Annotated in this window: 20 protein-coding genes and 1 pseudogene; 15 read left to right on the top strand and 6 right to left on the bottom strand. The window is 70.6% G+C overall.

Annotated elements, in window-relative coordinates; translation table 11 throughout:
• Positions 1-31: 31 nt before the first annotated feature.
• The 4 genes from AOK15_RS26100 to AOK15_RS26085 are packed head-to-tail and all read right to left on the bottom strand — an operon-like array spanning position 32 to position 4,216.
• Positions 32-1,063: a LacI family DNA-binding transcriptional regulator gene (locus AOK15_RS26100; protein ID WP_055520800.1), complete on the bottom strand. Its 1,032-nt coding sequence runs from the start codon at positions 1,061-1,063 to the stop codon at positions 32-34.
• Complete coding sequence (locus tag AOK15_RS26095; protein ID WP_055520799.1) at positions 1,060-1,965, bottom strand: carbohydrate ABC transporter permease; 906 nt, start codon at positions 1,963-1,965, stop codon at positions 1,060-1,062. Before AOK15_RS26095 ends, AOK15_RS26100 begins: the two co-directional genes overlap by 4 nt.
• On the bottom strand, positions 1,962-2,897 hold the full coding sequence (locus tag AOK15_RS26090) for a carbohydrate ABC transporter permease (protein ID WP_055520798.1): 936 nt from the start codon (positions 2,895-2,897) through the stop codon (positions 1,962-1,964). The genes AOK15_RS26095 and AOK15_RS26090 overlap by 4 nt, the downstream gene beginning before the upstream one ends.
• Positions 2,894-4,216, bottom strand: coding sequence for an ABC transporter substrate-binding protein (locus tag AOK15_RS26085; protein WP_055520797.1), 1,323 nt, complete (start codon positions 4,214-4,216; stop codon positions 2,894-2,896). The genes AOK15_RS26090 and AOK15_RS26085 overlap by 4 nt, the downstream gene beginning before the upstream one ends.
• A gap of 186 nt (positions 4,217-4,402) precedes the next feature.
• Here AOK15_RS26085 and AOK15_RS26080 point away from each other — a divergent pair, with 186 nt between their 5' ends.
• The 3 genes from AOK15_RS26080 (at position 4,403) to AOK15_RS26070 (ending at position 9,249) form a co-directional block, all read left to right on the top strand.
• Positions 4,403-6,424, top strand: a complete 2,022-nt coding sequence (locus AOK15_RS26080; RefSeq protein WP_055520796.1) for a beta-galactosidase — start codon at positions 4,403-4,405, stop codon at positions 6,422-6,424.
• Positions 6,425-6,558: 134 nt separating this feature from the next.
• Positions 6,559-8,127, top strand: a complete 1,569-nt coding sequence (locus AOK15_RS26075; protein ID WP_055520795.1) for a glycoside hydrolase family 53 protein — start codon at positions 6,559-6,561, stop codon at positions 8,125-8,127.
• A gap of 351 nt (positions 8,128-8,478) precedes the next feature.
• A complete protein-coding gene (locus AOK15_RS26070; RefSeq protein WP_055520808.1) occupies positions 8,479-9,249 on the top strand; it encodes a DeoR/GlpR family DNA-binding transcription regulator in 771 nt (256 codons plus the stop codon).
• A gap of 72 nt (positions 9,250-9,321) precedes the next feature.
• Here the strand turns inward: AOK15_RS26070 and AOK15_RS45730 are convergent.
• Positions 9,322-9,456 (bottom strand): annotated as a pseudogene (locus AOK15_RS45730) (IS5/IS1182 family transposase); the annotation flags it as partial.
• A 68-nt stretch (positions 9,457-9,524) separates the two neighbouring features.
• The gene (locus AOK15_RS26065; RefSeq protein ID WP_055520794.1) at positions 9,525-10,370 is read right to left on the bottom strand and encodes an ATP-grasp domain-containing protein; all 846 of its coding nucleotides are present in this window, start codon (positions 10,368-10,370) and stop codon (positions 9,525-9,527) included.
• 253 nt (positions 10,371-10,623) lie between these two features.
• Here AOK15_RS26065 and AOK15_RS26060 point away from each other — a divergent pair, with 253 nt between their 5' ends.
• From AOK15_RS26060 to AOK15_RS26005, 12 genes are all read left to right on the top strand, one after another.
• Positions 10,624-11,610 (top strand): SMP-30/gluconolactonase/LRE family protein, encoded by a 987-nt coding sequence (locus tag AOK15_RS26060; RefSeq protein WP_055520793.1) that lies wholly within the window; start codon positions 10,624-10,626, stop codon positions 11,608-11,610.
• A gap of 90 nt (positions 11,611-11,700) precedes the next feature.
• A complete protein-coding gene (crcB, locus tag AOK15_RS26055) occupies positions 11,701-12,183 on the top strand; it encodes a fluoride efflux transporter CrcB (RefSeq protein ID WP_055520792.1) in 483 nt (160 codons plus the stop codon).
• Positions 12,180-12,596: a DUF190 domain-containing protein gene (locus tag AOK15_RS26050; protein WP_055520791.1), complete on the top strand. Its 417-nt coding sequence runs from the start codon at positions 12,180-12,182 to the stop codon at positions 12,594-12,596. Before crcB (AOK15_RS26055) ends, AOK15_RS26050 begins: the two co-directional genes overlap by 4 nt.
• The gene (crcB, locus tag AOK15_RS26045; RefSeq protein WP_055520790.1) at positions 12,593-12,967 is read left to right on the top strand and encodes a fluoride efflux transporter CrcB; all 375 of its coding nucleotides are present in this window, start codon (positions 12,593-12,595) and stop codon (positions 12,965-12,967) included. The genes AOK15_RS26050 and crcB (AOK15_RS26045) overlap by 4 nt, the downstream gene beginning before the upstream one ends.
• A gap of 92 nt (positions 12,968-13,059) precedes the next feature.
• Positions 13,060-13,893: an undecaprenyl-diphosphate phosphatase gene (locus AOK15_RS26040; RefSeq protein WP_055520789.1), complete on the top strand. Its 834-nt coding sequence runs from the start codon at positions 13,060-13,062 to the stop codon at positions 13,891-13,893.
• A gap of 164 nt (positions 13,894-14,057) precedes the next feature.
• Entirely contained in the window at positions 14,058-14,735 is a 678-nt protein-coding gene (locus AOK15_RS26035) for a FadR/GntR family transcriptional regulator (protein WP_055520788.1), read from the top strand.
• Positions 14,732-16,174 carry an amino acid permease gene (locus tag AOK15_RS26030; protein ID WP_055520787.1) on the top strand — a complete coding sequence of 481 codons (1,443 nt, stop codon included), beginning with the start codon at positions 14,732-14,734 and terminating at the stop codon, positions 16,172-16,174. The genes AOK15_RS26035 and AOK15_RS26030 overlap by 4 nt, the downstream gene beginning before the upstream one ends.
• Before the next feature lie 8 nt (positions 16,175-16,182).
• Positions 16,183-17,235, top strand: coding sequence for an asparaginase (locus AOK15_RS26025; protein ID WP_055520807.1), 1,053 nt, complete (start codon positions 16,183-16,185; stop codon positions 17,233-17,235).
• A 65-nt stretch (positions 17,236-17,300) separates the two neighbouring features.
• Positions 17,301-18,713: an aspartate ammonia-lyase gene (aspA, locus tag AOK15_RS26020; protein ID WP_055520786.1), complete on the top strand. Its 1,413-nt coding sequence runs from the start codon at positions 17,301-17,303 to the stop codon at positions 18,711-18,713.
• 61 nt (positions 18,714-18,774) lie between these two features.
• Positions 18,775-19,713, top strand: coding sequence for a glutaminase (locus AOK15_RS26015; RefSeq protein WP_055520785.1), 939 nt, complete (start codon positions 18,775-18,777; stop codon positions 19,711-19,713).
• A 128-nt stretch (positions 19,714-19,841) separates the two neighbouring features.
• Positions 19,842-21,233: a polyprenol phosphomannose-dependent alpha 1,6 mannosyltransferase MptB gene (mptB, locus tag AOK15_RS26010; protein ID WP_055520806.1), complete on the top strand. Its 1,392-nt coding sequence runs from the start codon at positions 19,842-19,844 to the stop codon at positions 21,231-21,233.
• The coding region (locus AOK15_RS26005; protein ID WP_157870374.1) for a glycosyltransferase family 87 protein at positions 21,230-21,739 on the top strand (510 nt) is incomplete at its 3' end. The genes mptB and AOK15_RS26005, both read left to right, overlap by 4 nt.

Raw genomic sequence — 21,739 nt, 5'->3', positions numbered from 1 at the left:
CTGAGGTCCGCCGCCCGGGCGCGGCGGCGCCTCAGGTGGAGTCCCGCCGGACCAGCTCCGTGGGCAGGATCACCGCGGCCGGGTCCTCGCCGCCGATCTGTGCCAGCAGGACCCGCACCATCTCGTTGCTGATCCGGTCGTACGGCTGGCGGATCGTGGTGAGGGCGGGCACGGACTCCGTCGCGGCGGTCGAGTCGTCGAACCCTCCCACGGCCACGTCCTCCGGCACCCGGCGGCCCGCCCGGCGCAGCGCCGTCAGCGCGCCCTGCGCCATCAGGTCGGACGCCACGAACATCGCGTCCATGTCCGGCGCCCGATCCAGCAGGCGTTCGGCGCCGACCTGACCGCCGGCCCGGCTGTAGTCGCCGGACACGATCAGCCGTTCGTCGATCTCGACGCCCGCCTCGGTGAGCACCTCCTTGTAGCCGGCGAGCCGGTCCACACCGCCCGGTGTGTCCAGCGGCCCGGTGACCACGCCGACGCGGCGGCGGCCCAGCGACAGCAGATGGCGCACCATGTCCCGGGCGCCGTCGCGGTCGTCCGCCGCCACATAGCTCACCTTGGACCCGAGCCCCATGGGCTTGCCGCACTGGACGAGCGGCACCCCCGCGTCCCGGAGCTGCTCGGCGACCGGGTCACCGGAGTGGCTGGACACCAGCAGCACCCCGTCGACGTGGCCCGCCGTGATGTACCGCATGATCCGGCGCCGCTCGTCCTCGGTGCCCGCCACCATCAGCAGCAGGGGGATGTCGTGCGCGGCCAGCGCCTGGGTGCAACCCCGTAGCAGGACGTTGAAGTTGGGGTCCTCGAACAGCTTCTCCTGCGGTTCCGTGAGCAGGAAGCCGATCGAGTCGGAACGGCCCGTGATCAGTGAGCGGGCGTGCCGGTTCACCACGTAACCCGTCTTGCGGATCGCCGCGTTGACCGCTTCCTGCGCAGCCGGGCTGACGTAGTGACCGCCGTTGAGCACCCGTGACACGGTGCCCCGGGAGACCCCCGCCACCCGCGCCACGTCGTGAATGGTCGGCGGTTTGCGCCTGCCTCCCGTGTTGCTCATGGTCATGACTTTACGGCCCCGGACAGTAGATCAAGGCTCCAGAACCGCTGGATGACCAGGAACAGCGCGATCAGCGGGAGCACCGCCAGCAACGCGCCCGTGATCACCAGGGTGTAGAGCGCGGGGGTGTTGGCACCCTGTTCGAGGAGCGTGAACAGGCCCAGGGTGATCGGGAACTTCTCGTCGTCGCTGAGCATGATGTACGGCAGCAGGAAGTTGTTCCAGACGGCGACGAACTGGAACAGGAAGACCGTCACCAGACCGGGCACCATCATCGGCAGCGCGATCCTGACGAAGATCCGCCACTCGCTCGCCCCGTCCATCCGCCCGGCCTCCACCACGTCGGCGGGGACCGCCGCGGCGGCGTAGATCCGGGACAGGTAGACGCCGTACGGTGACAGCACCAGTGGCAGCAGCACCGACCAGTACGTGTCGGCGAGGTCCGCCTTCGCCAGCAGCAGGTACTGCGGGATCGCCAGGATCACCGGCGGCATCAGCACCCCCGCCATCAGGACGCTGAACACGGCCTCGCGGCCCTTGAAGCGGTAGATCGCCAGCGCGTAGCCGCTGATCGCGGAGACGGCGGTGGACAGCACGGCGCCGAGGCCCGCGTACAGCGCGGAGTTGCCCATCCACTGCCAGTAGATGCCCTCGCGGTAGGCGTTCAGGTCGGACAGGTTGTCCGCGAAGCCGCTGCCCGGGAGGAAGGTGAAGGTGGAGAACAGCTCGCTGCCGGACTTGGTGGCCGCGATCACGACCCAGGCGACCGGCAGCAGACAGTACAGCGCGCCCAGCAGCAGGGTCAGCGTCGGGACGAGCGCGATCCTGCGGCGCAGCGGCGGGCCCTGCGCCGTGCCTGGTGTGGTGCCCGCGGCCGGGGCGGCCTTGCGGACGGCAAGAGAACTCATCGTGCGGCTCCTTGACTGACGTTCCGCTTGTTCCGGGAGTTCGCGGCCCTGAGGAAGCCGAACGACACCACCAGCGTGGCCAGGGCGATCACCACCGCGCCGGCTGCCGCCCCGTGGATGTCGCCCTTGCCGAAGGCGTCCACGTACACCTTCATCAGCGGACTCCACGTCGTGGAGACGGAGTTGGTGAGGGGCTTGAGGGTGGTCGGCTCGCTGAACACCTGGAGGGTGGCGATGATCGAGAAGAAGAAGGTCAGCACCAGTGAGGGCGCCACCATCGGGATCTTGATGCGCAGGGCGATCTGCAGCGGGGTCGCGCCGTCCAGCTTCGCCGCCTCGTAGACCTCGGCGGGGATCGCCTGGAGAGAGGTGTAGATGACGATCATGTTGAACCCGGTGCCGCCCCAGACCGCGATGTTCGACAGCGCCGCGTACAGACCGCCGCCGTCGAGCAGGTCCGGCTGGGGGAGCCCCAGCTTCTCCAGCACGAAGTAGAAGGGGCTGACGTCCGGGAGGTAGAGGAAGCCCCACAGCAGGGCCGCCACGACGCCCGGCACCGCGTACGGCAGGAAGATCGCGAGCCGGGTGAACGGGGCGAGCCGCACCTTGTCGCTGTCCAGCATCAGGGCGAGGACCAGCGCCAGGCCGAGCATGACGGGGACGACGATCGCGCCGTAGCCCAGTACGCGCAGCGCGCCGTCGAGGAACTCGGAGTCGCTGAGGGCGTCGGTGTAGTTCTCCAGCCCCGCCCACACCTCCTGCCGGGCGCCCGACCCCAGGCCCAGCCCGTTGACCTGCACCTTGTGCAGACTGAGCCAGATCGCGTAGCCGATGGGCAGCGCGAAGAAGAGGGCGAAGAGGACCGTCGCGGGGACCAGGAAGGCATACGGGGCCCCCTTGACCCCGTACGACTTCCGGTGTGCGCTGGTCACTCGGAGACCTCGAAGCCCTGCTTCTTCATGTCGGCGACCGTGTCGTCGTGCATCGTCTTCAGGGCGGCACCGAAGTCCGACTTGTCCTTGGCGGCGGCGCCGAAGGCGTCCTTGAAGATGGTGTACGCGACGTTGACGTTCGGGCCCCACGCGGAGGGCGCGGTGGTCTTGGCGATCTCGGCGGCTGCGGTGTAGAAGTCCGACTGGTTGGAGAAGAACGCCGGCGGCTGGACGAACGCGTCACTGGTCTGCGCGGTCGTGGCGGCCGGGTAGATGCCGCCCTCCTTCGCCAGCGCGGTCAGCGCCCGCGGGTCGGTGTTCAGCCAGGCGGCGAACTTCGCGGCGGCTCCCTTGTGCTTCGAGTCGGTGGTGACGGCGGTCGAGGAGCCGCCCCAACTGCCGGTGACGTTCTCGGAGTCGGACCACTGCGGCAGCGGGGCCATCTTCCACTTGCCCTGGGTGTCGGGCGCGGCCGTGGTCAGGGTGCCCGGCGCCCACACGGCGCTGACCCAGGCGATCTGCTTGCCGGTGTTGAGCGCCTTGTTCCAGGACGGGGTGTACATCGGCTGGTTGTCGATGGCGCCCTCCTTCACCAGACCGCCCCAGAAGTCGGCGACCTTCCGCGTCGCCGCGTCGTCGATGCCGACCTTCCACTTCTGGCCCTCGGTGGTCCACCACTTCGCGCCCGCCTGCTGGGCGAGACCGGCGAAGAGGCCCGAGTCGTTGGCGGAGAAGGTGGTCAGATCGACCTCCGGCTCCTCCTTCTTCAGCTTCCGCGCGGTCTCGGCGAACTCGTCCCAGGTCTTCGGGACGGTCAGGCCGTACTTCTTGAACAGGTCCTCGCGGTAGTAGAACATCATCGGCCCGATGTCCTGGGGGATCGCGTAGACCGCGTCCGAGCCCAGCGTCGTCTGCTGCCAGACGCCGTCGGCGAACTTGCCCTTGGCGTCGCCCGACTCCTTGGCTATGTCGGCGACCGCGTCATTGCTGACCAGGGTCGGCAGCGCCTGGTACTCGGCCTGCACCAGGTCGGGGCCCTTGCCCGCCTTGTGCGCGGTGAGGATCTTGGTCACAAGGGTGTCGCCGGACGCCTGCTTCTTCACCGTGACGGTGATCTGCTGCTCCTTGCCGGGACCCTTGTTCCACAGGTCGACCACCTTGTCCATGCCCGGCGTCCAGGTCCAGTACGTCAGCTTCGCCGGCCCTGCCTGGGCCTCGCCGTCGTCGTCGGACCCGCCACAGGCGGCGAGTGTGGTCGCGCCGAGCGTCACGGCGACGGCAGTGGCCACAAAGCGCCGGTGCTTCGTGATGTTGGGCATGGATGTTTCTCCCCTGACCTGGGTCCTCACCTGTTGCGAAGGACCGTGCCATGCTTCTGTGAGCGTTCACAGTAGAGAAACATCTTGGACACTTGTCAATGGTTGTTGCTGTGCGGTTATGTTGGGCTCACACCGCCACCGCTGTGTGTGCACGTTCCCAAATGATCGACGCAACGGGAGAGATCCATGCCGGAGACCACCCCCACGGGCCTCACCAGGCTCGCCTTCGGTGGGGACTACAACCCGGAGCAGTGGCCGGAAACCGTCTGGCACGAGGACGTGCGGCTGATGCGCGAGGCGGGCGTCACCATGGTCAGCGTCGGCATCTTCTCCTGGGCCCTGCTGGAGACCTCCCGAGGCGTCTACGACTTCGCCTGGCTCGACCGCCTGCTCGACCTGCTCCACGACCACGGCATCCGCGCCGACCTCGGCACCCCCACCGTCGTACCCCCGGTGTGGTTCTACCGGGAGCACCCCGAGGCGTTGCCCGTGGCCGCGGACGGCACCCGCTACGAGTTCGGCTCCCGCGGCGCCATCTGCCACAGCAACCCCGACTACCGCACCGCCGCCGCCGACATCACGACCAGGCTCGCCGAGCGCTACGCCGACCACCCCGCGCTCGCCCTGTGGCATGTGCACAACGAGTACGGGGTGCCCGTCTCCGCCTGCTACTGCGACACGTGCGCCGCGCACTTCCGCCGCTGGCTGGAGCGCGCGTACGGCGATGTCGCGGCGCTCAACGAGGCCTGGGGCACCGCCTTCTGGGGCCAGCACTACACCGACTTCGCGCAGATCAACCCGCCGCGCGTGTCACCCACCGTCGGCAACCCCGGCCAGGCCCTCGACTACAAGCGGTTCGCCGACGACACCATCCGCGCGAACTTCGTCCGGGAGCGGGACATCCTGCACCGCCTCGCGCCCGGCATCCCCGTCACCACCAACTTCATGACCGCCCTCAGCCAGTGCGACTCCCTCGACTACTGGGCCTGGGGCCGCGAGGTCGACCTCGTCACCAACGACCACTACCTGATCACCGACGGCCGCCGCACCCACGTCAACCTCGCGATGGCCGCCGACCTCACCCGGTCCGTCGCCGGCGGCGCCCCCTGGCTGCTCCTGGAGCACTCCACCTCCGGCGTCAACTGGCAGGCCCGCAACCCCGCCAAGGCCCCCGGGCAGATGGCCCGCAACTCCCTCGCCCATGTGGCGCGCGGCTCCGACGGCGCCATGTTCTTCCAGTGGCGGCAGTCCCGGCGCGGCGCCGAGAAGTTCCACTCGGCGATGCTGCCGCAGGCCGGCACCGACTCGCGGGTGTGGCGCGAGGTCGTCGAACTCGGCGCGTCCCTCGACTCCCTCGGCCAGATCCGAGGCAGCCGCACCGTCGCCGACGTGGCCGTCCTGTGGGACTGGCACTCCTGGTGGGCGCAGAACCTCCAGTGGCGCCCCAGCGAGGACCACGACGCCCGCGAACGCGCCGACGCCTTCTACGAGGCCCTCTACGACCGCCACCTCACGGTCGACTTCGCCCACCCGGAAGCCGACTTGTCGGCCTATCCCCTTGTCGTCGTTCCCGCGCTCTACCTGATGACCGAGGCCGCGCGGGACAACCTCACGGCGTACGTCGAGCACGGCGGCACCCTCGTCGTGTCGTACTTCTCGGGGATCGTCGACGAGCACGACGCCGTCCACGAGGGCCCCTACCCCGGCGCCCTGCGCGAGGTCCTCGGCCTGACCGTGGAGGAGTTCTCGCCACTGCTCGCCGGGGAGAGCGTACGGATCACCGGGCCCGACGGCTCCGAGCTGACCGGGGACGTGTGGACCGAGTTCGTGGTGCCGGACGGCGCCGACACGGTCTGGACGTACGCCGACGGGCTGGCCGCCGACCGGCCCGCCGTCACCCGGCACCGGCTGGGGGAGGGCTCCGCCTGGTACGTGTCGACCCGCCTCGACGCGCACGGCCTCGACGCGCTGCTCGGCTGGGCCGCCGACGACGCGGGCATCGCGCCCCCCGCCGAACTGCCCCGCGACGTCGAGGTGGTGCGCCGCACCGGCGAGTCGGGCGACTTCCTCTTCGCGATCAACCACACCGCGCTCGACGTGAAGGTGCCGCTGGACGGCGACGGCACCGAGCTCCTCACCGGCGAGCGCGCGACGGGCCGACTCGCCGTGCCCGCCGACGGCGTCAGGGTCGTCCGACTCGACCCCTGACCGACCCCCCCGAACACCGGCCGGATTCCTGGGGACGTCCGGTCGGTCACGGTGGCGCCGCGCCCACGGCCTTCGGGCGCGGCGCCACCCTCGCACCGCGCGACCAGGTCCCCGCCTTCGTCGAAGGGACGACGATGTTCCACGCGAGACGCGCCCTCAGGGCCCTGCTCATACCGCTGTTCGCGGGCCTGGCGCTCACGACAGTGCCCGCCGGCTCCGCCCACGCGGCCTCCACCCTGACCAACGGGGGCTTCGAGTCCGACGGCACGGGCACCGCGACCCCGGCCGGCTGGTCGACGTACTCGGCGGCCGGACAGAACTCCGCCTCCTTCACCGAGTCCGGTGGCCACGGCGGCAGCCACCGCCTCTCCCACTGGTCGGCGTCCGCCTACAAGGTGGAGACCTACCAGTACCTGTCCGGGCTGACCAACGGGAACTACAAGCTCACCGCCTGGGTGCGGTCCGGCGGCGGCCAGAACTCCGCGTACATCGCGCTGAAGAACTGCGGCGGCGCCGAGCAGCGCACCGACATCCCGGTCTCCGCCAGTGGCTGGATCCGGATCGTCACCTCGATCGCGGTCACGAACAACCAGTGCACCATCAGCGTCACCTCCGACGCCAACGCGGGCAACTGGCTCAACGTCGACGACCTCACCTTCGCCTCCGGCAGGACGGGCCTGTCCGTCAAGGGCTCCGACGTGTCCTCGCTCATCAAGAGCGAGGCCAAGGGCGGCGTCTACAGGAACAGCTCCGGCACCACCGGCGACGCCCTCGCCATCCTCAAGGGCGCCGGCCAGAACTGGGCGCGCCTGAAGGTCTGGGTGAACCCCGCCGACGGCTACAACAACAAGGCGCGGGTGCTCGCCGCCGCGAAGCGCGTCAAGGCGCAGGGAATGAAGCTGCTGGTCGACTTCCACTACTCGGACACCTGGGCCGACCCCGGCGCCCAGACCGTGCCGTCCGCGTGGACCGGCCACTCCTACAGTCAGCTGAGGACGGACGTCTACAACCACACCTACGACGTCCTGAACGCCCTCAAGTCCCAGGGCACCACGGCCGACATGGTCCAGGTCGGCAACGAGATCAACGGCGGCATGCTGTGGACCGCGGGCTCCACCTCCCACTGGCCGCAGCTCGCCGGACTGCTCAACTCCGGCTACGACGCGGTCAAGGCGGTCAACTCCTCCACGCAGGTGGCGCTGCACCTCGCCAAGGGCGGTGACCTGTCCGGCACCCGCTGGTGGTTCGACAACGCCGTCGCCAACAATGTGAGGTTCGACGTCATCGGCCTGTCCTACTACGGCTACTGGCACGGCACCCTCGCCGACTTCCAGACCACCCTCGACGACGCGGCCGCTCGCTACGCCAAGCCGGTGTTCCTCGCCGAGACGGCCTACCCGTTCCGCCTCGACAGCGAGGACGCGCACGAGAACATCATCGACGTGCCGAGCGAGCTGGTGTCCGGCTACCCGGCCACCACCACCGGTCAGACACGCTGGATGAAGGACGTCGCCAGCATCGTCGAAGCCGTGCCGAACGGCCGCGGCCTGGGCGTCTTCTACTGGGAGTCGACCTGGACCGCCGTCAACGGCAACGGCTGGGACCCCACGGACGCGTCCTCCGGAAACGGCTGGGAGAACCAGGCCCTGTTCGGCTACGACGACAGAGCGCTCCCGGCGATGGCGTGGTTCAGCCACCGGTAGCAAGAGGGGCCAACCCACCGAACCGAGTACGGGGCTCCGGCTCGGCCTGGACGGGAGGGTGAGGGAGTACGCAAGGCCGCCGTCCCCAGGCCGACGTTCAAGCACCGACCCGGCAGGCTGTGGTGTGGGGCCCTGCCTCACCCCGTGCGCGTAGCACGGGGTGAGGCGAGGCCGCAGTACCGCGAAGAAGCGCCAGAAGCCCGAGGTCCGTCCACAAGGGGTCTGAACCGACCAGCCCGTGGGCTGGGCAAGCAGCACAGCGTCAGCGCCGCCGGCTCTGCATGCCTGGCCGTCAACTGCGGCTGTGAGTAGGAAGATTGCCTTGCCCAGCAGCGTGTAGTGTCCCGTTGCGTGCTGGCTGAACAACGACACCAAATCATCCTGCGGTCCCTGCGTTCCGGCGGCACTGCCTCCGTAACCGACCTTGCCGAGCAGCTTGACGCCAGCGCGGCGACCATCCGCCGGGACCTCCTCAAACTGGAGGCAGACGGGCTGATCACCCGCGTTCACGGCGGGGCAGTCATCGAGAACGATCAACCGCCCTTCGATGAGGCCGCCGAAGCCCAGGTGGAAGAGAAGGACGCCATCGCCGCCCGAGCAGCGGCACTGGTCGAGGACGGCCAATCTGTCATTCTCGACAGCGGCACGACGGTCCACCGGCTGGCACTTCAACTGCGCGGTCGCCGGATTACCGTGATCACCAACAACCTCGCGGTGTATGACGAACTCATCGCTGATGAGAACGTCGACCTGATGCTGCTGGGGGGCATGGTCGTCCGAGAGGCACGCATGCTGGACGGCTTCATGGCCGAGGACAACCTCCGCCAGGTTCACGCCGACTGGCTCTTCATGGGTGCTTGCGGACTCCGGCCCGGGGGCCAGGTCATGGACACCACCGTGGCCGAAGTGCCCGCCCGACGAGCCATGATTGCCGCTAGCGACAAGGTGGTGCTCTTGGCGGACACGACCAAGTTCCCCGGCACCGGCATGGTGAAGATCTGCGGTCCCGAGGACCTGGACATGATCATCACCGATGCGTCCGAAGACGACGCGACCTGTGTGGCCCTGAGGGAAGCGGGTGTGAGGGTGGTGGCGACGGCTTCGGCCACAATCGACGGCTGACCAAGCAGGTCGCACTGCCGGTAGGCGTCGCTCCCAGCGGATCCGCAGGCGCCAGAAGGGAGAACAGGGAGCCGCAGGCGGAGTGCGTTGCCCATCGGTGATCAGGTGATGCTTGGAGCCGGCCTGACCTCGGTCGACCGGAGAGGGGCCCGTGTGGCTTCCCCCTTGCAGAGCCCGAATCTGGGACGAATCGACCACGCACCGAGAGACCGGTCCAGCACCCTCGCCCGAGGGAGAACGACCCGCGTCTCGACGTACGGCGCCCCTCCGGCCGGTCAGCGGCCGGCGGCGCGCAGGAAACCGTGCAGGGAGGCGGCCATGGCCTCGACGAAGGCGTCCCTGGTGGACTCGGGGACGCGGTCCAGGGACAGATACGGGTTGAGGTCCTCCAACTCGACCAGCAGCAGATCGCCCTCCCGGGTGCGGCAGGCGTCCACCCGTTGGATGCCGTGGTCGAGGGTGTTCCAGTCGATGAACCGCCGGGCGAAGGCCAGGTCGGCCTCCGTGGGCACATAAGGCTCCAGGACCCAGCGCCGTTCCGGGTCGGGGGCGTGCAGGGCGTACTGGAAGGTGTCGTCGACGTAGTAGAAGGACACCTCGTAGCGGAAGTCGACGCGCGGCTGCACCAGCACGCCGTCCCAGGTCAGATCCGAGGTCAGATCCGCCAGCTCGGCACCCGTCAGGAAGCGCAGGCCGATCGAGTCGGCGCCGGCCCTCGGCTTCGCCACATACACGTCGGCCTCGGGCAGCCGGCCGAGGTCCTCGGGCCGGTCGACGGTGGGGATCACCGGGAACCCGGCCCGTGTGAGGTCGAGCAGATACTGCTTGCCGTCCATGTCTCCCCGGCCGGTCAGCGGGTTGTGGACCGGGGTGCCGCCCGCCGCCGCCCGCTCGCGGAAGGCGTCGTACTCCCGCCGGTAGTGCAGCACGGGCCCGCTGTTGCGCACCACGACGGCGTCGAAGCCGTCCATGAGGGCCACCGCGTCCAGGGGATGGCACAGGGCGAGGTCGAACTCCGCGCGCAACCGCGAGGTGAGGAAGACGTCCTCGTCCCCGTAGCGCCGGCCGCGGGCCGGGTAGGCCAGATCCGTCACATACAGCAGGCGGGGGCGAGCGGGCACGGCACAACCTCTTCGATCGGTGGGGGCCAACCTAACCCGAGGTCGCGGACACGGGAGCGGCCGCCTGCGAGGATGGGCCACCGACCCGAGGATCACCACGACCGGACCGGCACGAGCGGTTCGCCCACGACCGGACCGGCACGAGCGGTTCGCCCACGACCGGACCGGCACGAGCGGTCCACCCACAATCGGACCGGCACGAGCGGTCCACCGCAACCGATCCACCACGACCGGACGACCACCGGGAGGCGACATGGCGGGCACGACGCGTAGCGCGCACGAACGGAACACCGGCCTCGTACCGTACGCGTTCGTCGGGATCGGCGGGCGCGGACCCGAGGACGTCGTCGCCGACGACCGGGGGCGGGTGCTGACCGGCGTCGAGGACGGCCGCGTCCTCAGGCTGGAGGGCCTCGCCGCACCGGGGCGGGCCCGCGTCGAGACGATCGCCGACACCGGCGGCAGGCCGCTCGGCCTCGAACTCCTGCCCGACGGCGACCTGTTGGTGTGCGACGCCGAGCGGGGCCTGCTGCGGGTCACCACCGGCGACGGCACCGTCCGCGTCCTCGCCGACGAGGCGGGCGGCGAGCGGCTGCGGTTCTGCAGCAACGTGGTGGTCCTCACCGACGGGACGGTCTACTTCACCGTCTCCACCCGCCGCTACCCCCTCGACCGGTGGATCGGCGACATCGTCGAACACACGGGGACCGGGCGCCTGCTGCGTCTCGCACCGGGGGAGAAGGAGCCCGAGGTGGTCCTCGACGGGTTGCAGTTCGCCAACGGCCTTGCCCCGTCCGCCGACGAGTCGTTCCTGGTGGTCGCCGAGACCGGCGCCCGGCGGCTCCTCCGCCACCGGCTCACCGGACCGGGGGCGGGCACCGCCGAACCGTTCGTCGAGGATCTGCCGGGCTCGCCCGACAACATGTGGCGCGGCCCCGACGGGCTGATCCGGGTGGCGCTCGCCGGGCCGCGCATCGCCGCGCTCGACCTGCTCCACCGCGCCCGACCCGCCGTGCGCCGGGCCGCGAGCCGGGTCGCGGTGCGGGCGCCGTACCGCCCCCTCGGCTTCGCCGGGGTCGTCACCGTCGACGACGAGGGCGGGATCGTCCACACGGCCGTCGACCGCCACTCCCGGTTCCGCATGGTCACCAGTGCCTGCGTGGCCGACGGCCGCCTCGTTCTGGGCAGCCTGTGGGAACGCGGCGTCGCGGTGTGCGAACTGCCGGGGCCGGGCGGCTGAGCCGCCGCCCGGCCCCCGCGTTACGCTGTCGACCAGCCGCGATCCGCCGGGCGGTGCGGCGGTGCGGACGCGAGTAGGAGACGTACGTACATGACAGTCCCGCACTCCGGCAGGGCCGAAGCCGTCGAGGCCCCCGCCACCGCGCGGGTGCCCGCCCGACGGCCGTCCCCGTGGCACGGCCAGGGGCCTGTCGTCGCGGTGGTCGCCGTCGGCGGTGGCATCGGCGCGACCGCCCGCTACGGCGCGTCCCTGCTCTGGCCCACCGACGCCACCGGCTTCCCCTGGACCACGTTGTGGGTGAACGTCGTCGGCTGCTTCGTCATCGGCCTCTTCATGGTCGTGATCACCGACGTGTGGGCGGCCCACCGCCTGGTCCGGCCCTTCTTCGGCACCGGTGTGCTCGGCGGCTTCACCACCTTCTCGACCTACGCGGTCGACATCCGGAACCTGGTCGGCGAGGGCCACCCCCGCACCGCCCTCGCCTACCTCGCCGCGACCCTCCTGGCCGCCCTCGCGGCGGTCGGGGTCGCGGCCACCATGGCACGCCTGACCCTGGCACGGAGGCGACGATGACCCCTGACACAGCGCATACCGCCGCCGCGGCGGACCACCGGACGCGGCCCCGGCTCACCGGGCCGGCCCTGCGTCTGACCGTCCTGATCGGCGAGCAGGACACCTGGCACCACCGGCCGCTCTACAGCGAGATCGTGCACCGGGCGCACACGGCGGGCCTCGCCGGCGCGAGCGTGTTCCGGGGCATCGAGGGCTTCGGCGCCTCCTCGATCGTCCACACCTCACGACTGCTGTCACTCAGCGAGGAACTGCCCGTCGCGGTGGTCGTCGTCGACACCGAGGATCGCGTGCGGGCTTTCCTGCCGGAACTGGCGGAGCTCGTCCCCGACGGGCTGGTGACGCTCGACGCGTGCGAGGTCGTCGCCCCGGCCGCCCCCGCCGGAACACATGAGGAAGGTAAGAGAACGTCGTGAACTGGGTGCTGGTCGTTGTCGGCGGCATGGTCGGCGCACCGCTGCGCTATCTCACCGACCGGGCCGTGCAGTCCCGGCACGACACGGTCTTCCCCTGGGGCACGTTCACCGTCAACGTCGCGGGGTCCCTCGTCCTCGGTGTGCTCACCGGTGCCGTTGCCGCCGGCGCCGCCAGCTCCGACCTGCGGCTTTTCCTCGGCACCGGACTCTGCGGGGCGCTCACCACCTACTCGACCTTCTCCTACGAGACGCTGCGGCTCGCCCAGGACGGCGCCCGCCTCCAGGCCACCCTGTACGTGATCGGAAGCGTCACGGCGGGGCTGGGCGCGGCCTTCGCCGGGGTGGCACTGGCCGAGGCTCTCTGGATGTGAGCCGCGCACTCGTCCAGCTGTTCGGGGCCCTTACCCGGCTGTAGTACGACACTGCCTGTCGTCGCGTCCTCCGCTGAGCAGAACTGGACCACATGAGCGCCATCACCGTCGGTCAGGCCGTCGTCCTCGGAGCGGTGGAAGGGGTGACCGAGTTCCTGCCGGTGTCCTCCACGGGCCATCTGAAGATCACCGAGGGGCTCATGGGGATCCAGGTCGAGGACCGCGCGGTCGTCGGGTTCTCCGCGGTGATCCAGGTCGGCGCCATCGCCGCGGTGCTCGTGTACTTCCGCAAGGACATCGCGCGGATCTCCGGCGCCTGGTTCCGGGGGCTGTTCGACGCGGGGGAGCGGCAGCAGCGCGACTACCGGTTCGCCTGGTGGGTGATCGCCGCGACCGTCCCCATCGTGCTCGTCGGGCTGCTGGCCCGGCCGCTGATCGAGGGGCCGCTCGCCTCGCTGTGGGTGGTGGCCGGGTCGCTGATCGGCGGCAGCGCGGTCATGTGGGCCGCGGAGCGGGTGGGACGGCACAAGCGCGGGGAGGGCGACACCTCCTTCCGGGACGCGATGCTCGTCGGCGGTTCGCAGATCCTCGCTTTGCTGTTCCCCGGCTTCTCCCGCTCGGGCGCCACCCTGTCCACCGCGCTGCTGCTCGACCTGGACCGGGTCGCCGCCACCCGGCTCTCCTTCTTCCTCGGCATCCCAGCCCTGACCGGCGCCGGGCTGTACGAACTGAAGGACGCCCTCGGGGCCGGCGTCGGCGCCGCGCCGCTTCTTGTGGGAACAGCCGTTTCGTTCGCGGTCGCATACGCTTCGGTGGCCTGGCTGCTGCGGTTCGTGACCCACAACTCCCTCAACGTCTTCGTGGCGTACCGGATCGTCGTCGGTGTGCTGCTGTTCGGGCTGCTCGCGGCGGGTGGCCTCAGCTGACGACGGCCCCGGCGCCCGACCGTCGGAGGGTGATCCACCCTCCGACCAGCGCCAAGATCGAACCGGTCACCCCTTGACAGCCCTGTCCCGTCACCCGCAGGATCACCCCCGTGAACCTGTCAGACAGCCAGACAGGTGGCTCGGCACCCCGGCGCGTCAGTGCCATGGAAGCGGTGCTCACCCACCTTCGCGGCGCCATCGAGCGCGGCGAGTACGCCATCGGTGACAAGCTCCCCTCCGAGGCGGAGCTGTGCCGGCAGCTCGAAGTGAGCCGCCCGGTGCTCCGTGAGGCACTGCGCGCCCTCCAGGTGATGGGACTGACCCAGTCCCGCACCGGCAAGGGCACCTTCGTGATCGCGAACGCCGTCGAGGACCCCACCTTCGGCGACTACGCGGCGAGCGACCTGCTGGAAGTGCGTCGGCATGTGGAGATCCCGGTCGCCGGGTACGCGGCGGTCCGCCGCACCCCGGAGAACCTGGACCATATGGCGCACCTCCTGGACCGGATGGAGCGGGAGACCGACACCACCGCCTGGGTCGCGATGGACACGCTGTTCCACCTGGCCGTGGCGGAGGCCGCCCAGAACCCGGTGTTCCGCCGGGTCATCGAGGAGATCCGGGACGCACTGGCGCGTCAGTCGGCCTTCCTCAACGAACTGGGCGGCCGTCGCGAGCAGTCCAACAGGGAGCACCGGGCCATCGTCGAGGCACTGATCGACGGTTCCGAACACGACGCGGTGGAGGCCATGTCCCACCACCTCGACCGCGTCGAGACCACCCTCACCGACATCGTGCGATCCCCACGCACGACCAGTTCCACGGAAGGCGGACCCGAGGCGTGAGCGAGCAGCACCTCAAAGAAGAGACGCGCACACCGGCCGCACCCCATGTCGACGCGGGCGACGAGGGCTACAGCAAGTCCCTCAAGGCCCGGCACGTCAACATGATCGCCATCGGCGGGGCCATCGGTACCGGCCTCTTCCTCGGCGCCGGCGGCCGGCTGGCCGACGCCGGCCCCTCCCTGTTCATCGCGTACGCCGTCTGCGGCGTCTTCGCGTTCCTCGTCGTCCGCGCCCTCGGCGAGCTGGTCCTGTACCGGCCCTCGTCCGGCGCCTTCGTGTCCTACGCCCGGGAGTTCCTCGGCGAGAAGGGCGCGTACACGGCGGGCTGGATGTACTTCCTGAACTGGGCCACCACCGGTATCGCCGACATCACCGCGGTCGCCGTCTACACCCACTACTGGGGCATGTTCTCGGACGTACCGCAGTGGGTGATCGCGCTCATCGCCCTCGCGGTGGTCCTCACCGTGAACCTGATCTCGGTGAAGATGTTCGGCGAACTGGAGTTCTGGTTCGCGATCATCAAGGTCGGCGCGCTCGTCGTCTTCATGTGCATCGGCATCTTCCTGCTGGTCACCCAGCAGCCCGTCGACGGCCACAACCCCGGCCCCGCCCTGATCACCGACAACGGCGGTGTCTTCCCCAACGGCATCCTGCCGATGCTGCTGATCATCCAGGGCGTCGTCTTCGCCTACGCCTCCGTCGAGCTGGTCGGCGTCGCCGCCGGTGAGACCGAGAACCCCGAGAAGATCATGCCGAAGGCGATCAACTCGATCATGTGGCGCGTCGGCCTGTTCTACGTCGGCTCCGTCGTCCTGCTCTCCATGCTGCTGCCCTGGTCCTCGTACAAGGCCGGCGAGAGCCCCTTCGTGACGGTGCTCTCCAACATCGGGGTCCCCGCGGCCGGCGGCATCATGAACCTGGTCGTCCTCACGGCCGCGATGTCCTCCCTCAACTCGGGCCTGTACTCCACCGGCCGCATCCTGCGCTCGATGGCGATGTCGGGCTCCGCCCCGAAGTTCACCGGAGTGATGAGCCGCAGCCAGGTCCCCTACGGCGGCATCCTGCTCACCAGCGGCATCTGCGTCCTGGGCGTCGGCCTCAACTTCGTGGTCCCCGCCGAGGCGTTCGAGATCGTGCTCAACTTCGCCGCGATCGGCATCATCTCCACCTGGGGCATGATCATGATCTGTCACCTGCTCTTCTGGCAGAAGACCAAGAAGGGCGAACTGACCCGGCCGAGCTACCAGCTCCCGGGCTCCCCCTGGACCGAACTCGTGACGCTCTTCTTCCTCGCGTCCGTCCTGGTCCTCATGTACGCCGACGGCGGCGCGGGCCGCACGACGGTGCTGTGCGTCCCGCTGATCGTGGGCGCACTCGTGGCGGGCTGGTACGGCATACGCGGCCGGGTCGCCCGGAAGTCGACCGGAGCGGATGCGTGAACCAGGCAGTGACGTACCACCCCACGACCACCGGCGCCCCGGGTACCCCCGTGGCTCCGGTGGCCGCGGCCCCCGCGATCCGGGAGCCGCTGCACGCCCCCGTCGCCCACCTCGTACGCGGTGGGGTCATCGAGGGCATCCACTACGGCTCTGTCGTGGTGCTGGGTGCCGACGGGGAGGTGGAACTCCAACTCGGCGACATCGAGGCGGCGTTCTACCCCCGGTCGGCGCTCAAGCCGGTCCAGGCCGTGGCCATGCTGCGCGCCGGGCTGCCCCTGGACGGCGCACTGCTGTCGCTGACCGCGGCCAGCCACTCCGGCGAGGAACGCCACCTCGCCGGAGCCCGGCGCATCCTGGAGCTGGCCGGCGCCACCGAGGACGACCTGCGCAACGTCGCGGACATGCCGTACGGCCCCGCCGTGCGCGACGAGTGGATCCGGGACGGGCGCCGGCCCTCCCGGCTCGCGCAGAACTGCTCCGGCAAGCACGCGGCCATGCTCCATACCTGCAAGCTCAACGGCTGGTCCCTCGACGACTACGTCGACCCCGCGCACCCCTTGCAGCAGGCCATCGCCGAGATCGTCGAGGACCTCACCGGGCAGGCCATCGCCCGGGTGACCGTCGACGGCTGCGGCGCCCCCCTGTTCTCCGTCTCCCTGCACGGCCTGGCCCGCGCCCTCGCCCGGATCACCACCGCCGCCGAGGGCACCCCCGAGCACCAGGTCGCCGACGCGATGCGCGAGCACGCCGAGATGGCCTCCGGCGCCGGGCGCGACGTGGCCGCGCTGATGCGGGCCGTACCCGGACTGCTCAGCAAGGACGGCTTCGAGGGTGTCCAGGTCGCCGCCCTCCCCGACGGCCGCGCCGTCGCCGTGAAGATCGCCGACGGCGCCGACCGGGCCCGGGTCCCCGTCACCGCGGCGGCCCTCGCCCGCGTCGGCGTCGACCCGGTCGCCCTCGCCGAGTTCGCGGGCGCCCCGCTGCTCGGCGGCGGCGACGTGGTCGGCCACATCCGCCCGGCCCGCGCCCTGGACCCCCTCACCCCCTCCTCATACGTCTGACCACGTCGTACGCCCGAAGCACCTCGTACGTCTGATCCACCTCAAAGAAGAGGACCCGTACCGCGATGACCGCCGCAGTCACCCGCAGCGAACACGACCTGCTCGGCGACCGGGACGTTCCCGCCGACGCGTACTGGGGTGTCCACACCCTGCGCGCCACGGAGAACTTCCCGATCACCGGCATGCCGATCTCCGCGTACCCGCATCTGATCGAGGCGCTGGCCGCGGTCAAGGAGGCCGCCGCCCGCGCGAACGAGGAACTGGGCCTGCTCGCCCCCGAGAAGGCGGCGGCGATCATCGCCGCGTGCCGGGAGATCCGTTCCGGCAAGCTGCACGAGCAGTTCGTGGTCGACGTCGTGCAGGGCGGCGCGGGCACGTCGACGAACATGAACGCCAACGAGGTCGTCGCCAACCGGGCGCTGGAACTCCTCGGCCACGCCAAGGGCGAGTACCGGTTCCTGCACCCGAACGAGGACGTCAACCTCGGCCAGTCCACCAACGACGTCTACCCGACCGCGGTGAAGATCGCGACGGTGTTCGCGGTGCGGGGACTGCTCAAGGCGATGGCGGTCCTCCAGGACTCGTTCGCCGGCAAGGCGGTCGAGTTCCGCGACGTGCTCAAGATGGGCCGCACCCAGTTGCAGGACGCGGTCCCCATGACGCTCGGGCAGGAGTTCTCGGCCTTCGCCGTCATGATTGACGAGGATCGGTCGCGGCTGGCCGAGGCGGTCGAGTTGATCCATGAGATCAACCTGGGCGCCACGGCCATCGGCACCGGCCTCAACGCGCCCGCCGGTTATGCCGAGTCGGCCCGCCGTCATCTCGCGGACATCACCGGGCTGCCGCTGGTGACGGCGGCCAATCTGGTCGAGGCGACGCAGGACTGCGGCGCGTTCGTGCAGATGTCGGGGGTGCTCAAGCGGATCGCGGTGAAGCTCTCCAAGAGCTGCAACGATCTGCGGCTGCTGTCGTCCGGGCCGCGCGCGGGGCTCAACGAGATCAACCTGCCGCCGGTGCAGGCCGGTTCGTCGATCATGCCGGGCAAGGTCAACCCCGTGATCCCCGAGGTCGTCAACCAGGTCGCCTTCGAGGTGATCGGCAACGACGTCACCATCACGATGGCCGCCGAGGCCGGTCAGCTCCAGCTCAACGCCTTCGAACCGATCATCCTGCACTCCCTGTCCGAGTCCATCACCCATCTGCGCGCGGCCTGCCTCACCCTCGCCGAGCGGTGCGTCGACGGCATCACCGCCAACGAGGCCGAACTGCGCGCGGCGGTGGAGAACTCCATCGGTCTGGTCACCGCCCTCAACCCGCACATCGGCTACACGGCGGCCACCGACATCGCCAAGGAGGCCCTCGCCACCGGCCGGGGCGTCGCCGAACTCGTGCTGGAGAAGGGCCTGTTGCCCGCCGAGCGGCTCCAGCAGCTGCTGCGGCCCGAGGTCCTCGCGGGCAGCGGAGCCCTTCGCTCCTGACCCCGTGCGGGACCGGCCCTGACCTGGGTCTATGCTCCGGGACCGGTACAAAGGAGGCACAATGGTGATCATGACAACGACGTCGTCCCTCACCTTCCAGCCGGTCCTGGAGCGCATCGCCGAGGAGATCGAGCGGACCCCGGGCCGCGGCCGCCCCGCCGACTACATCCCGGCGCTCGCGGCCCGCGATCCGCGCCGCTTCGGCATGGCCGTCGCGGAACTCGACGGCACGGTGTACGGCGTGGGGGACTGGCGGGAGCCGTTCTCCACGCAGTCCATCACCAAGGTCTTCACCCTCGCCCTCGACCTGGCCCGTGAGGGCGACACGCTCTGGGAGCACGTCGGCCGCGAGCCGTCAGGCAATCCCTTCAACTCCCTGGTGCAGCTGGAGTACGAGAACGGCATCCCCCGCAACCCGTTCATCAACGCGGGCGCCCTCGTCGTCACCGACCGCCTCCTCAGCCGCACCGGCGACGCGGCCGGCGAGCTGCTCGCCTTCCTCCGCGCGGAGAGCGGAAACCCGGAGCTGGACTTCGATGCCGAGATCGCCGCCTCCGAGTCCGCGCACGGCGACCGCAACGCCGCGCTCGGCCACTTCATGGCGTCGTACGGCAACATCGACAACCCCGTACCGGTCCTTCTCGACCAGTACTTCCGCCAGTGCTCCCTCACCGCGTCCTGCGCCGACCTCGCCCTCGCCACGACCTTCCTCGCCCGGCACGGCGTCCGCGCCGACGGCACCCGTCTGCTCACCCGCAGCCAGGCCAAACAGATCAACGCGATCATGCTCACCTGCGGTACGTACGACGCCGCGGGCGACTTCGCCTACCGGGTCGGCCTGCCCGGCAAGAGCGGTGTGGGCGGCGGCATCATCGCCGTCGTACCGGGCCGCTGCACCCTGTGCGTGTGGAGCCCGGGCCTGGACGAGCGGGGCAACTCGGTCGCGGGCGTCGCGGCCCTGGACCGCTTCACGACACTGACGGGCCTGTCCGTCTTCTGACCCATCAGGTCACATCACCCGGTCCCGTCCACGTGAGATCACCCGCCGGTCGTATCGCGGTCCCCGTCCCGCAGACAGGGCGTCGCCTCGACGCCACCCGGCGTTGACACGCTGACCGCGTGTTGGCCATCGCTTTCCCCGTCGATCTCCGCCGCTGCCAGGCCCTGGGCCTGGCCGGCACCGCCTTCCTCGCCCTGGGCGGCGAGACCGCCGGCGCCCTGCCCACGCGCGACCTGCTGTCACCGGCCTCGGGACGCGGCGCGCTCGGCCTGGTCTGCGTGTACTTCGGCGTCGTCCTGCTGATCGCCGCCTGGGCCCTGCTGGGGAAGGTCGTCCGGGGCCCCGAACCACCCACCCCCCGGGCCCTGCTGGTCGTGCTGCTCGTCTGGGCGGCCCCCCTGCTGCTGGCCCCGCCGCTGTTCAGCCGGGACGTGTACAGCTACCTCGCGCAGGGTGCCATGGTCGACGCCCACATGGACGTCTACGCCCACGGCCCCGCACGGCTCGGCGGACCGCTGGCCGACGAGGTCGCCCCGGTGTGGCGGCACACGGCCACCCCCTACGGCCCGGTCTTCCTCGCCGTGGCCGCCGCGCTGTCCGCCCTCACGGAGGGGCGGATACCGCAGGGCCTGATCGGCATGCGGATGGTGGCGCTGCTCGGCGTGGCCCTGATGGCGGTGGCACTGCCCCGGCTGGCCCGGCACCACGGCGGCGATCCGGCCGTCGCCCTCTGGCTCGGCGCCCTCAACCCGCTCGTCCTGCTCCATCTCGTGGCCGGCGCGCACAACGACGCCATGATGCTCGGCCTGCTCGGCGTCGGCCTCGTGGCCGCACGGGGCCGCCGCTACGCCCTCGGCGTCGTCCTCGTCACCCTCGCCGCGCTGGTCAAGGCGCCCGCCGCGCTCGGCCTGCTCGCGGTGGTCGTGATACGGGGCCGGACCGATTGGGTGCGGACGACCGTCACGACGGTCGCCGTCGCCACGGCCACCACCGCGGGCGTGACCGCCCTCACCGGCACGGGATACGGCTGGATCGCCGCCCTGCGTACTCCCGTCTCCCCGAACAACTGGTCGCCCACCACCCTCCTCGGCCGCGCCACCACGAACCTGCTGCACGCACTCGGCAGCGACCACCTGGCGCCGTTCGCGCTCCCGGCCTGGCGCGCCGCCGGACTCGCGGTGACGCTCGCCGTCGTCCTCTTCGTCTGGCTCCGGCTGCGACCGGGCCCGGTCCACGCGCTCGGCCTCAGCCTCGCCGCGGTGGCCGTGCTCGGCCCCGCGATACGCCCTTGGTACGCGCTGTGGGGACTGTTCCTCATCGCCGCGGCGGCCCGGAACACCTCGGCGCAGCACAGGCTGGTGGCCACCACCGGGGTGCTCGCGCTGGCCGTCCTGCCGAGCGGGGACCCGGCGGACACCGAGCAGTTCGCCCTGGCGGTGTGCGGGGGAGTACTCGCTGTGGTCGTGCTGTGGCAGGCTCACCAGGCGTCCTCGGCACCGGCCCTGGAGCGGACCGCGTGAGCGCCCCCGACGGCCGGCACCGGCTGCTGCCCCGCACGGACCGCGCCCGGGTCGCGCTGGTCCTCGGCCTGGCCCTGGCGGTCACCGTGTTCACCGCGACGGTGCCGCTGCTGCGGGACTGGTTCGACCTGCGCGTCTACCACGGCACCGTCGCCACCTGGGTCCACCACGGTGGTCGCGTCTACGACTACCGGGTGCCCGGCACGACGTACGGCTTCACGTACCCGCCGTTCGCCGCCGTCGCGATGCTCCCCATGGCGTGGGTCGGGCTGCGTACCGCGATCGTGGTGTGCCTGGGGCTCGATCTGGTGGCGCTCGGGGTGGTGCTCTGCGTGCTCGCCGGACCGCGCCTGCGCCGCCACGGCTGGTTCGGCACCTCCCTCGTCCTGTGCGCCCTCGCGCTGTTCGAGCCGTTCCGGGACACCGTCAGCTTCGGCCAGGTCAACCTGCTGCTGCTGGCGCTGGTGCTGGCCGACGCCTGGCTGCTGTCCACCGGCCGGGGGCGG

Origin of the sequence: Streptomyces ossamyceticus (assembly GCF_001418475.1) — a bacterium.
Classification (GTDB): Bacteria; Actinomycetota; Actinomycetes; order Streptomycetales; family Streptomycetaceae; genus Streptomyces; species Streptomyces ossamyceticus.
The sequence above is the reverse complement of the archived record's forward strand: the minus strand, read 5'-3'. Positions and strand labels throughout refer to the sequence as shown.

What these genes read in the sequence shown, in the direction of transcription:
- AOK15_RS26100 (WP_055520800.1), bottom strand. Translation starts at nt 1,063, where the DNA reads ATGACCATGAGCAACACGGGAGGCAGGCGCAAACCGCCGACCATTCAC.
- AOK15_RS26095 (WP_055520799.1), bottom strand. Translation starts at nt 1,965, where the DNA reads ATGAGTTCTCTTGCCGTCCGCAAGGCCGCCCCGGCCGCGGGCACCACA.
- AOK15_RS26085 (WP_055520797.1), bottom strand. Translation starts at nt 4,216, where the DNA reads ATGCCCAACATCACGAAGCACCGGCGCTTTGTGGCCACTGCCGTCGCC.
- AOK15_RS26080 (WP_055520796.1), top strand. Translation starts at nt 4,403, where the DNA reads ATGCCGGAGACCACCCCCACGGGCCTCACCAGGCTCGCCTTCGGTGGG.
- AOK15_RS26075 (WP_055520795.1), top strand. Translation starts at nt 6,559, where the DNA reads ATGTTCCACGCGAGACGCGCCCTCAGGGCCCTGCTCATACCGCTGTTC.
- AOK15_RS26060 (WP_055520793.1), top strand. Translation starts at nt 10,624, where the DNA reads ATGGCGGGCACGACGCGTAGCGCGCACGAACGGAACACCGGCCTCGTA.
- crcB (WP_055520792.1), top strand. Translation starts at nt 11,701, where the DNA reads ATGACAGTCCCGCACTCCGGCAGGGCCGAAGCCGTCGAGGCCCCCGCC.
- AOK15_RS26050 (WP_055520791.1), top strand. Translation starts at nt 12,180, where the DNA reads ATGACCCCTGACACAGCGCATACCGCCGCCGCGGCGGACCACCGGACG.
- AOK15_RS26040 (WP_055520789.1), top strand. Translation starts at nt 13,060, where the DNA reads ATGAGCGCCATCACCGTCGGTCAGGCCGTCGTCCTCGGAGCGGTGGAA.
- AOK15_RS26035 (WP_055520788.1), top strand. Translation starts at nt 14,058, where the DNA reads ATGGAAGCGGTGCTCACCCACCTTCGCGGCGCCATCGAGCGCGGCGAG.
- aspA (WP_055520786.1), top strand. Translation starts at nt 17,301, where the DNA reads ATGACCGCCGCAGTCACCCGCAGCGAACACGACCTGCTCGGCGACCGG.
- AOK15_RS26015 (WP_055520785.1), top strand. Translation starts at nt 18,775, where the DNA reads ATGGTGATCATGACAACGACGTCGTCCCTCACCTTCCAGCCGGTCCTG.